This window comes from Candidatus Coatesbacteria bacterium, assembly GCA_014728225.1.
Taxonomy (GTDB): Bacteria; RBG-13-66-14; RBG-13-66-14; order RBG-13-66-14; family RBG-13-66-14; genus WJLX01.
On sequence record WJLX01000099.1, the window covers coordinates 1 to 11,971 of the forward strand.

Genomic DNA, 11,971 nt, shown 5'->3' on the forward strand with positions numbered 1-11,971 from the left:
CTGTTTTGATGAATCCAAAGATATATGGTTCAAAAAAGGATGCTCGAATAGTTTTTTCATCGCCTAAAATTTGACGTATCGATTCCATGCTCAATTTACAGATTGATTCCTTTTGTTTTCTATTACGAAGTTTAATTATAAAATATGCTACTAACATTAATGCTGGTACTAGATAAAGTGTCCAACTGTTGGAATTGATAAAAGTTGATAATGCACCCTGATCGGCGGCCAGTAGAATGACTGTGTTGCCGAGCAATAAAACTGCGTTAGCTAAAAAATTGAAGGATTATCACCTAATTATGAACAAGCGTGAAGTATGCTCCTGAGGTAGTTTAGCGGGTTTTCGGCGTCACGATGGTTGAAGCTGAACGATCTTTCAGTGATCAAGAGTCGGTAGTTGCGCTTGAAGCCGCCATGGTCGGCTGTAAGCCGTCGCCGGCAAACTACCAGGGTCTTGTCGTATTTATCGCGCCTATGATCAAAACCGTTGAACGACAGTTTCTTATGGGCCGCCGACTATCGGCTTATCGGTGTAGCTGGTCGGGTCGAGCTCGGCCTGGCGAGCGGCGGTGCGGCGCCGGCGGATTGGCTTACAGTAGCGATAAGCCGTAGCGCGCCGGCTGCCCAACCCCCCGGCGGCTCGGACGATCGGGACGCCGAGCCGGAACAAACGGGCTATCTCACTTATGCGCCCGTCGGCGCGGCGGTAGTGGTAACGGTTGTTGCAGCCGGGACGGTTGCCGTGCCGCTCCGGCGACCAGCTCTTCCCCGACACATTGCCCGCCTCGATCGGTGGCGGGATGACCGACCCGTTCACGCCGCTGGAAGAACCCAACTGCAACAGCTGATGTTCTTCTCCCGTGATGATCCCTAACGTAAAGACGAACTAGACACGTTCAACCCGCTCTGTGAGTGATGATCCGACAGCTTTCATGCACCAGCAACACCAGGTGAAGCCGCCCAAAACGAACAACACAGGCTTTCTCGTACTGTCGCAGTCTTGGCTTTCAGAGCCGCGGTTGATTCACCAAGGCTGGGACTGTCCGCTGACTTCTGGGACACTACAAACAGGGCCGAACAATCGTTCGGCCCTGATATCAATGAGTTACGGTTGCAGCTACAGCGACAGCACCTGGGGACGGCCGTCGGTCTCGTCGATGATCACGCGGGGCGCCACGCCGTAAACCCGGCGCAGGTTGGCCGGGGTGACGACCTCGCCGGGCGGACCCTCGAGGGCCAGCCGTCCCTCGTTCAGGAACAGCAGTCGGTCGGCGTGACGGGCGGCCAGGTTCAGCTCGTGGGTCACCAGCAGGATACCCCGACCGGCGGCGCGCAGCTCGGCGAGGGTAGCCAGCAGGGCGGCGGTGTTGGCGGGGTCGAGGTGGTTGGTCGGTTCGTCCAGCAGCAGCAATTCCGCCCGCTGACAGAGGGCCTGAGCCAGGAAGACGCGCTGGCGCTCGCCGCCGGAGAGCTCGTCGATGCGGCGCCCGGCCAGACCGGCGACGCCGACGCAGCGCAGGGCCTCAGCGGCGGCGTTGTCGTCCGCCGCGCTCCAGGGGCCCAGACCGGGGCGATGGGCGTAGCGTCCCAACAGGACGGCTTCGCGGACGGTGTAGCCGACGGCCTTGGGCAGTAGTTGGGTCAGCCAGGCCACCCGCCGGGCGCGCTCCCGGGACTTCAACGTTGACACCGGCAATCCGCCGAGCAAGACGGTACCAGCCCGGGGCTCCAGATAGCCGCAGGCCGCGGCCAGGACCGTGGTCTTGCCCGCGCCGTTGGGACCGACGAGGGCCGCCAGCTCACCGGCGGCGACTCGAAAGCTCAGTTCACGCAGGACGTCGGCGCCGCCGGGGTAGCCGACGCTGATCCCGTGTAACTCGAGCAGCGTTTGACTCATCGTCGCCCTCGGCGTTTAGAAGATGTGTCCCAGGGCCAGGTGCAGCTCCCAGTTGTCGCCGTAATCGAGCACACCACGCTCACCAGCGGCGTAGCCGCGACCCGGCGCGCCGACGAAACCCAGGTCCAGGCGCACCGGGCCGATGGCCGTCAGATAACGCACGCCGAAACCGTAACCGACGGCCAGGTCGCCCAGGTCGACGAGGTCCGGATCCGGCCAGACCATCCCGCCGTCGACGAACAGGCCGAGGGAAAAATCGCTGTCGGAAAAGTCGATCCGCAGCTCGGCGTTGGCCAGCAGGCTGACCTCGCCGCCGACGGCGGCGTCGGCGGTGTCGCGCGGGCCGACGCTCTTTTCCGGGAAACCGCGCAGGGAGTAGGCGCCGCCGAGGAAGAAGCGCTCGTAGATCGGCACACTGGTCGAATCGGCGTGGGGCAGACAGAGACCGCCGTAGGCGTGCAGCGCCAAACGGACGCTGTCCCCGAAGGGCCGGTAGTAGGTCAACTCCTGGGTCAGCTTGTAAAAATCGTTGTCGCCGCCGAGGATACCACCGGCGTACTCGACGAAGGAATTGCTATAGAAACCGCGCCGGGGCAGGAAGGCGTCGTCGCGCAGGTCGGTGATGAACTGGGTGTTGAGGGCCGTGGTGTTGCGGAAGCCCCGCTGATCGGCCAAGTCCTCCGGGGCGTCGTCGGAGACCTCCCACAGGTTGGCCCGCTCGAAGCGCGCCCCGGGCGAGAGGGTGTAGTTCTCCGCGAACAGCCACTCCAGCCCCAAGTTGGCGCCGAAGCTGTCGACCTTGTAGCTTTCCAGGCGCTCGCGCTCGTAATACAGGCGCAACTTGCCGGCCAGGTTGCGCACGCTGAGCAACCAGGGCTCGCGGTAGGCGGCCTGGTAAAGCTCGCGCTCGAACTGGGTGTTGGCAAAGTCGTAGAGGAAGGCGGCGCCGACCTCCAGATGCTGGAGATTGCCGAAGAGATTGTCGTCGCCCCAGGTGATCTCGAAGCGGGCGCCGGACCCCGCCGCCTGGGAATACTCGTAACCGACGAGGAAGGCCAGCCAGTTGGTCTCGTCGGGCTCGAGCTCGAAGCGCAGCACCACCTCCGTCGCGCCCTCTTCGCGCCCGACCAGGCGGTGGTTGACGTTGTCGAACACCCCGGTGGCGTAGATGTTGCGCTGACTGGTGAAGACCTCGCCCATCGATAGCCAGTCGCCGACCTCGCAAACGATCTCCCGGCGGACGACGCGCTCCAGGATCGGCCGGTGGCCGACGATCTCGATCCCACCCAAGCGGACGCGCCGGCCCTCGTCGACGCTGAAGTGCATATCGACCAGGCGGCCCTGGACCTCGGTTTGGACCTCGACGGCGGCATAGATGTAGCCGTAGTCGGCGTAGAGGCTGCGCAATCTAGCCTCCAGGGTGTCGGTGTAGGCCAGGGTCCAGACGTCGCCGGTTTCGTAAGCCACGGACTCGCGGACCAGGGCGTCGTCGAGCTTGTCGTGGTGCTCGACGGTCACCTCACCGACCCGGCTGGGCGAGCCCTCGTCGACCTCGGCGTAGACGATCAGACCGCCACGCAAACCAAAGCGCCGCTCCGTGTAAACCTCGACGACGGCGTCGCTGAAGCCGTTGTCGCGGTACAGCTCTTCGAGGCGTTCGCGGCCGCGCTCCAGCCGCCGCTCGGAAAGATACTGGCCCGCGCGGACACCCAAGTTGGCCTTGAGGGTGCCGTCGGCCAGGTACTCGTTGCCGCGGAAGGCGACCCTGACGATCTCCTCGGGCTGATAGTCCTCCTCGGCCGCGACGGAAAGGCTCAGCGCCAGAACAAGGGTAAGCAAGAGTGGTTTCACAAGACCGGTGGGGTGGGGTTGAGGTGTACCGTTGTGATTCTCCGCTCAGCGTAGAGCGGATTAGGCGCCGTCGCCGGGGAGACCTTTGTCGATTCCTCGATGGCTCAGGAACGCCCGCCGCCGGAACCGGCACGGTTTTTGCGGAGGCGAACCGTCGCCGCCGCTCCGACGGGCGCCGAGATGCAAAAACCGTGCCGGTTCCGGCGGCGCCAGAGTCGTAGCCGGTGCGACACGCCGGGCACGGGCTGTTTAAGGTCTCCCCGGCGCGGTCGGTTAGAAGCTCAGCGAGGCATCGAGGTCGATGCGCAGGTCCCAGTTGGGCAGCTCGGGGTCCTCGAGGCGTTCGGTTTCGTCGTAGGGCCGGTTAATCCACAGGGGGAAGTGGGCTTCGAGGCTGGCCCCGGCGATGCGCCAGCGCAGCAGGGGTCCGCAGGAGGCCCGCCAGTTGTCGAAGTCGGCCAGCAGCTCGTCCAGGGTCGTGCCGCCGTCGCCGTAATCGAAGAACAGGCCGGCCTCGAAGCCCAGAGCGATAGGGAAGTCGAGTTCGGCGCTCAGGCAGACGGCACCGTCACCGTAGACGTCGAGGTCGTTGTAGCCGCGCATCTCGAGGGCCTGGGGCAGGCGCAGCAGGTGGTATTGGGGCTCGACGTTGTCCTCGGTCAGCTCGAATTGACGTTGGGCGGGGGCGTTGCCGAAGATCTGGCCGACGCTGCAGCGCAGCCGGGTCCACAGCCAGGCGCTCAAGCGGTATTCGAGCAGGTTGACCAGCAGCAGGCGCCAGTAGTCGAAGGGTGGGTGAGTGGGCGCGAGCTCGGGCAGGGGATCGCGGGCGTACTCGAGCTGGGCCAGGAACTGGGGACCGCCGACGGGGCCGCGACCGTTGAGGTAGTAGCGGGCGTAGGCGGAGAGTTGCCGGCCGTCGTCCCCGGCAAGTCCGTTGGGGTAGTAGGAGGCGAAGGGTCGCAGCCAGGCGTAGTTGAGTCCCAGGGTCAGCTCGCTGACGGGGGCCCGGGGCGGCCGGGGACCCCACTGGAGTTCGAGCTGGGCGCTGCCGCCGACCTCGTCGCGTCGGGCGTAGAATCCCAGTCCCAGGCGGGGCCGCAGCGGCGCAGCGGCCAGCGGGGTGGTGTACTGTAGCAGGAAGTTGTAATCGTCGTGCTCGAGGTTGTAGTTGATTACGGTCAGCAGGTCGTGGCTGCCCCAGAGCTGCATCGGCAGCAGGGAGACGCCGCGCCGTCCCCAGAGGGCGCAGCCCAGGGAGAGGGTGTCGTCCTCGTCCAGCCAGCCGAAGGGTGACAGGGAAAGGGTCCAGGCGTCGGGGGGAAACAGCTCGGGCAGCAGGCGCAAGCGCAAGCCGTCGGCCGGATGGCGGGGCGACTCGCCTTCGAGGGCCGCGCGCAACTCTGCGGCGGCCGTGGGGGACCTTTCTTCCGCCGCTTGAGCGAGCAGCTCGGCGGTGTCTCCGGCGCCGTCGTAGAGCCAGCGGACCAGGGCGCGGGGCAGGGGCTCGGCGCCGTGGCGTTCTTCCCAATCCAACAGGGCGCTGGCGGTGCGATCGGCGGCGGCGGCGTTGTAGAGTTCCGGCGTGGGCGACGCGAGGGGTTCGGCTGTCTCACGGCCGTAGAGCCCGTAACCGTAGAGCACGTCGGCGGTCCAGCGCTCCTGATAGACGCCGAACTGCTCGGCCGGCCAGCGGTAGGGCAGCAGGTCGGTGCGCGGGCCGAGGAGTTCGTTGAGGGTACGCCGGGCGGCCCAACGGGCCAGGCCGTCGATCAGGACGGGGTCGTCGAGATAGGGTCGCAGGCGGCGACGGGCCGCTTGCTCGGCCAGGACGAGATGGTTGTAGCGCCAGAGCCAGGGGCGGTTGCCGTCGCCGACGACGACGACGCGCTCCCAGGCCTCGTCGCCGGCCACGGGCAGCTCGCAGGAGAGGACGATCCGGGGCGGCTCGCCGGGACCCAGCAGTTCGTCGAGGTAATCGTGGATGGCGGCGACCCAGGCGTGGTCGGCGGCGGCCCGGCCGGTCAGATCGATCAGGTAGACACCGCCGCCGGCCCAGACCTCGGTCTCGACGTCGTCCAGCCGCTCCTCGGGCAGCAGTACGACCTCGGCGTCGCGGCGGTTTTCTCCCCGCGGTGGGTGGCCGACGACGCTCCAGCCCGGCGGTGGGATCAACTCGACGTCGTAGCGCACCGTCGGCGTCGGCGTCGGGGCCCAGGGCGGGCCGGGGTCGTAGCCCGGCGGGACCGGCCTGGGGCACCAGCCCGCCAGCAGGCAGACCTCCCCGGTGCGGCCCCGGTGATGACGGTACTCGGGCACGGGCTGAAGCCAATCGATGCTCAGGCTCAGATACCGGCCGGGCGGCAGCGGCTCCCCGAGGGGAACCTCGAGGCGGACGCCCTCAAGGGACCAGCCGGACACGGCGCAGTCTTCGACGCTCAGCGCCTCGATCAGCGCCGGTGCGGCGAAGCTGTAGCGACCGCGCTCGTTATCGGCGTAGAGCTCCAGCTCGTCGATCAGGCGGCGTCGGGCCGGATCGGCGTCGGCGTTGGCCGGCAGGGCCAGCACCAGACGCTCCAGCGGCGCGTCGGTCTCGTTGAGATAGACGATCTCGGCGGTAGCGTGCAGAACCCAGTCGTCGTCGACACGGGCCTCGACGGTGACGCCGGTCGCGGCGGCGATGGCCGTCGGTGCGAGGCAGAGGGCTGTCAGCGGTCCCTTGCGCAGGATTGCACTCCGGGGCTGATCGAGCAGGTTCGTTTGCGCGGACGGCGCTCCGTCGGCCTTCACCGGCCGTCGAAGCTTGACAAGTCGCGAAAAGTCGCCTATATTCTAGCACAAGCGACAAGCAACAACCGATGGAGGCTCGAGGTGGCCCCGGGATACCTGGGAATTGCGATACTGGGCCTGGCCCTGCTGGTCGGCGGCTTCTGGCGTGCGCAGGTTTCGGCGCGGCGCTGGGTCAAGCTCGCCGGTCCGCTGGTGGCCGTGGTCGGCCTGCTCGCGTTCTTCCTGGGTGTCCTGTTGACTACCGTGCCCGGTTTCTTTAGTTGAGCCGGGCGGGTCGATCGGAGGGCTGGAAGAGAGCCGAGGCTGTGGCGGATTATACTGCGTTGAGCGCCGTCGCCGAAAGCCTGATCGCCGAAGAAGAACCCGCGTCCCGCCGGCTCGCGGGTTTTTAGTCGCCTTGTTTCCCGACACCGGGATAACGGTTGAGTCTTCAAGGAGTATCATATGTCCAACGACGTCAAACTCAGACTGCCCGACGGCTCGGTGCAGGCGCACCCCGCCGGGATCACGCCCCTGGAGGTGGCCCGCGGCATCAGCCGCGGTCTGGCCGGGGCCGCCGTCGGCGCCCTGGTCGACGACGAGTACTGGGACCTGGAGCGCGAGCTGCCCACCGGTGAGCATACCTTCAAGCTGGTCAAGTTCGAGGACCCCCGGGGCGGGGAGTTCTACTGGCACACCGCGGCCCACGTGCTGGCCACCGCCGTCCAACGCCTGTTCCCCGGGGTACGCTTCGGCATCGGCCCGGCCATCGACGAGGGCTACTACTACGACTTCCTGGTGGAGAAACCCTTCACCGACGAGGACCTGGCCGCCATCGAGGACGAGATGCGCCGGGTGATCGACGAGGATCTGCCCCTGGTGCGCGAGGTCGTCGACCGCCAGGCCGCCCGGACCGAGATGCTCGAGCGCGGCGAGGAGCTCAAGGTCGAGCTGATCGACGAGCTGCCCGAGGACGCCGTGGTCAGCTTCTACCGTGACGGTGAGTTCGTCGACCTCTGCCGCGGCCCCCACCTGCCGTCGACGGGGCGGCTGGGCGTGGTCAAGCTGCTCAGCGTCGCCGGGGCCTATTGGCGCGGCGACGAACAGCGACCGATGCTGTCGCGGATTTACGGCACGGCCTTCCCCAAGCAGAAGCAGCTCGACGAATACCTGGAGCGCATCGCGGAGGCCAAGCGCCGCGATCACCGCAAGCTGGGCAAGGAACTCGAGCTGTTCAGCGTCGCCGAGGATTACGGTCCCGGAATGGTGCTTTACCACCCCGCCGGCGCCGTGCTGTTCCACGAGATCGAGCAACTGGCCCACCGGATGTACCGGGAGCGCGGCTATCGCATGGTGCGCACGCCCCACGTCTTCCGCACCGACCTGTGGCGCATCTCCGGCCACTACGAGCACTACCGGGAGAAGATGTTCTTCGCCCGTTTGGAGGGCGACGACGCCGACTACGCCGTCAAGCCGATGAACTGTCCCGGCCACGTGCTGATCTATGACAGCGGGCTGCACTCCTACCGCGAGCTGCCCTACCGCATCTACGAGTTCGGCAACGTCTACCGCAATGAGCTTTCCGGGGTGCTCCACGGCATGCTGCGTGTACGCGGCTTCACCATCGACGACGCCCACATCTTCTGCACGCCGGAGCAGTTGGGCGCCGAGATCGAGGGCGTACTGGGCTTCGTCCGCGACATCTTCGCCGTCTTCGGCCTGTCCATCCGCTACACCCTGTCGACGCGCCCCGCCGACTCGATGGGCTCCGAAGAGATCTGGGAGCTGGCCACCACCGCCCTGCGCGGCGCCCTGGAGCACCTGGGGCTGGACTACGACGTCGACGAGGGCGGCGGAGCCTTCTACGGCCCCAAGATCGACGTCCACGTCACCGACGCCCTGGGGCGGGAGTGGCAGACCTCGACCTGCCAGGCCGACTTCAACCTGCCCGAGCGCTTCGACCTCAACTACATCGGCGAGGACGGCGAGCGCCACCGGGTGGTGTTGGTCCACCGGGCCATCCTGGGCAGCTTCGAGCGCTTCATCGGCGTGCTGATCGAGCACTTCGCCGGCGTCTTCCCGCTCTGGCTGTCCCCGGAGCAGGTCCGCATCCTGCCCGTGGCCGAGTCCTTCAACGACTACGGCGCCGCCGTGGTCGACGATCTGACCCGGGCCGACCTGCGCGCCGAACTCGACGACTCCGACCGCAAGCTGGGAGCCAAGATCGCCAACGCCGAAACGGCCAAGGTGCCCTACATCGGCGTCGTCGGCGGTCGTGAGGCCGAGGCCGGCAGCGTCCAGCTCCGCGGCCACGGCGGCCGCCAGTTTGGCGTGGTCTCCCGGGACGAGCTGCGGGAAAAACTGCTGCTCGAATACCGCGAGCGCCGCCTGGAGAGCGTCTTCAGCACCGAGTGACTCCTGCGGATCGACAACGGGCGGAACCGCCGAACGCGGTTCCGCCGCTAACCTTCGAAAAGGCAAGGATTTGACTACACCGGTAGTTGAATGTTATAAATCCACCTTGCAACGACGAACATTCAGTCTACTACAGACACCTGCAGGACGGTCCGAAAAAAATGGCCCGGCAAGGGCGCCGAGGCGTCCCCCGTGTCGGGCGACATCGGATCGGCACCGACGTTCGGCAGTGAAGAGACCTGACCAGTACACCATTCCCCGCGGAGGTGCACCATAAAGAGAAGTAGCCGGAGAGACAGAACCCGCATCAACGACCGTATCCGTGTTCGCGAGGTCCGCGTCGTCGATGAGGAAGGGACCCAGATCGGAATCATGCGCACCCTGGACGCCCTCGATCTGGCCAAGAAGAAGGGCCTCGACCTCGTCGAGGTGGCCCCCAAGGCCAAGCCGCCGGTCTGCCGGATCATGGATTACGGCAAGTACCGCTACAAGCAGTCCAAGCGCGAGCAGGAAGCCCGCAAGAAGCAGCACCAGGTGACCCTCAAGGAAATCAAGCTGCGACCCAAGACCGGCGAGCACGACTACCAGTTCAAGGTCAAGCACATCGAGCGCTTCCTCGGTGACGGCGACAAGGTCAAGGTAACGATTATGTTCCGCGGCCGCGAGATGACCCACCCCGACATCGGGCGCGGTATCCTGGAGCGTATCATCGAACACTTCGGCGAGCGCGTCGACGTGGAGAAGCGCCCCCATATGGACGGCCGCAACATGACGATGATCCTGTCGGCCAACGACCTCTACGACGAAACCGCCGGCGACGCCGCAAGCGACGACGACAGTTGAACAGCGCTCGGTCTTTATCTCGTTCAATTATCTCGACAAGAAACCTTTAACCCCGGCGCCCCTTTGTGGTATACTGCCCCAGCCGCGCCTCGTGAAGAGCAGGTGCGGACGCTTTTCATTTAAGCGCGGCGCGGTGTCCACCGACGGGCAAAAGCAACACCAGGCCACCGCCGGGACGTTTGTCGAGCCCCGCCGCCCGTCAGCCGAGCAGGCCCGGTTACACCTTACGGGCAATGACGGCGACCGACGACGACAACGACGAATCGACAGCCGCCTACGCCCGGCTCGTTTTATCAGCTTTGGAGGCAACCGTGCCCAAGATGAAAACCCACAAGGGGATGAAGAAGCGTTTCCGCGTGACCCGCAACGGCAAGGTCATGCGCCACAACGCCATGTGCAACCATATCCTGACCAAGAAGACCGCCGACCGCAAGCGCCGTCTGCGCCGGGCCAGCAAGGTGGCCGAAACCGGCGTCGCCAAGCGCATCAAACGCGCCCTCGGTCGATAACGGACAGTCAGCAGGAGTTCAAGTATGCCCCGGGCAACCAACAACGTCGCCAGCCGCCGCCGCCGCCGCAAGATCATGCGCCGCGCCGCCGGCTTCCGTCACGGCCGCAGCCGCCTGTTCCGCACCGCCAAGGACGCCGTCACCAAGTCGCTGCAGTACGCCTACCGCGACCGCCGCAAGCGCAAGGGCGCCTTCCGCCGGCTGTGGATCAGCCGCATCAACGCCGCCTGCCGCCTCAACGGCACCAAGTACAGCCGCTTGATCAACGATCTAAACCGCAAGGGCATCAGCCTGGATCGCAAGATGCTGGCCGAACTGGCCGCCACCGATCCCGCCGCCTTTACCCACATCGTCGAAGCGACCCGTTCCTGAAGCCGCTCTGCGGGATGCAACGCCACCAGACGACCGAGCCGGGAGCGGACGCTGGACACAAGGGTCGGCGGCCTTCAGGCTAACACTTGACGAGGGCCCGCCAGGGGCCCTCGCTTGCAACGGCGACCGATCGACCGGCCCGACCAACCTACCACACCGCCCGAGGGGTTAGCGTGTTCGACGAACTGGAGACCATCAAGCGCGAAGCCGCCGAGCGCATCGCCGCAATCGGTGATCCCGGCGAGTTGGAGCATCTGCGCATCGAATACCTGGGGCGCAAGGGGCTGCTGACCGAAAAGCTGCGCCGCCTGGGTAGCCTGCCCAAGGAGGATCGACCGCGGGCCGGCGCCCTGGCCAACGAGATCAAGAACGACATCCAGCGCCGCCTGACCGCCCGGGCCGCCGAGCTGCGCCAGGGTAAGACCCGCCGCGATTTCGACCACACCCTGCCCGGCCGGCGGATCGAATTCAACCGACGCCACCCCGTCAACCAGGTCATCGACGAGCTCGTCCAACTGTTCTGCGATCTCGGATTCACCACCGCCGACGGACCGCTGATCGAGGACGAGTACCACAACTTCGACGCCCTCAACACCCCGGACGACCACCCCGCCCGCGACGAGAAGGACACCCTCTACCTCAAGGGCTACCCTCTGCTGCTGCGGACCGAGACCAGCCCGGTGCAGATCCGCACCCTCGAGGAACAACAACCCCCCGTGCGGATCATCGCTCCCGGACGTTGCTACCGCAACGATACCGCCGACGCCCGTCACTTCCCCGTCTTTCACCAGATAGAAGGCCTCTGGATCGACGAGGGCCTCAGCTTCGCCCACCTCAAAGGCGTGCTGCTGGAATTCGCTCGCGGCCTGTTCGGAGCGGACGCCGCCGTGCGCTTCCGGCCCCACTTCTTCCCCTTCACCGAGCCCTCCGCCGAGATCGAAGCCACCTGCCCCGCCTGCGGCGGCGCGGGCTGCTCGACCTGCTCGGGCAGCGGTTGGATCGAACTCGGCGGCTCGGGGATGGTCGACCCCGCAGTGATGGAGCCCCTGGGAATCGACCCCGAACGCTGGACCGGCTTCGCCTTCGGCATCGGCCCCGAGCGCATCGCCATGGTGCGCTACGGCATCGACGACATCCGCCTGTTCTACGAGAACGACCTGCGCTTCCTGGAGCAGTTCTAAAACCCCAACGCAGCGGGCGAGACCCGCGAACAGCCGGCGCCGCCTCAATGTCGACGGACGCCGCCGGAACTGGCACGGTTTTTGCATCTCGGCGACGCCGACTACTTCAACTGCGGGTTCGCCTCCGCAAAAAC

Annotated in this window: 9 protein-coding genes; 6 read left to right on the plus strand and 3 right to left on the minus strand. The window is 65.9% G+C overall.

Annotated elements, in window-relative coordinates; translation table 11 throughout:
• Positions 1-1,117: 1,117 nt before the first annotated feature.
• From GF399_06800 to GF399_06810, 3 genes are all read right to left on the minus strand, one after another.
• On the minus strand, positions 1,118-1,897 hold the full coding sequence (locus GF399_06800) for an ATP-binding cassette domain-containing protein (protein MBD3400024.1): 780 nt from the start codon (positions 1,895-1,897) through the stop codon (positions 1,118-1,120).
• A 15-nt stretch (positions 1,898-1,912) separates the two neighbouring features.
• Positions 1,913-3,748, minus strand: a complete 1,836-nt coding sequence (locus GF399_06805; protein MBD3400025.1) for a BamA/TamA family outer membrane protein — start codon at positions 3,746-3,748, stop codon at positions 1,913-1,915.
• Positions 3,749-4,021: 273 nt separating this feature from the next.
• Complete coding sequence (locus GF399_06810) at positions 4,022-6,538, minus strand: hypothetical protein (protein ID MBD3400026.1); 2,517 nt, start codon at positions 6,536-6,538, stop codon at positions 4,022-4,024.
• A gap of 81 nt (positions 6,539-6,619) precedes the next feature.
• Between GF399_06810 and GF399_06815 the strand changes: the two genes are divergently transcribed.
• From GF399_06815 to pheS, 6 genes are all read left to right on the plus strand, one after another.
• The gene (locus GF399_06815) at positions 6,620-6,802 is read left to right on the plus strand and encodes a hypothetical protein (protein ID MBD3400027.1); all 183 of its coding nucleotides are present in this window, start codon (positions 6,620-6,622) and stop codon (positions 6,800-6,802) included.
• A 180-nt stretch (positions 6,803-6,982) separates the two neighbouring features.
• Positions 6,983-8,932 (plus strand): threonine--tRNA ligase, encoded by a 1,950-nt coding sequence (gene thrS / locus GF399_06820; protein MBD3400028.1) that lies wholly within the window; start codon positions 6,983-6,985, stop codon positions 8,930-8,932.
• A 273-nt stretch (positions 8,933-9,205) separates the two neighbouring features.
• A complete protein-coding gene (locus GF399_06825; protein ID MBD3400029.1) occupies positions 9,206-9,775 on the plus strand; it encodes a translation initiation factor IF-3 in 570 nt (189 codons plus the stop codon).
• Between the two features lie 311 nt (positions 9,776-10,086).
• A complete protein-coding gene (gene rpmI / locus GF399_06830) occupies positions 10,087-10,284 on the plus strand; it encodes a 50S ribosomal protein L35 (protein MBD3400030.1) in 198 nt (65 codons plus the stop codon).
• Between the two features lie 24 nt (positions 10,285-10,308).
• A complete protein-coding gene (gene rplT / locus GF399_06835) occupies positions 10,309-10,656 on the plus strand; it encodes a 50S ribosomal protein L20 (protein ID MBD3400031.1) in 348 nt (115 codons plus the stop codon).
• Between the two features lie 173 nt (positions 10,657-10,829).
• Complete coding sequence (pheS, locus tag GF399_06840; protein MBD3400032.1) at positions 10,830-11,837, plus strand: phenylalanine--tRNA ligase subunit alpha; 1,008 nt, start codon at positions 10,830-10,832, stop codon at positions 11,835-11,837.
• The last annotated feature ends 134 nt before the right edge of the window (positions 11,838-11,971 follow it).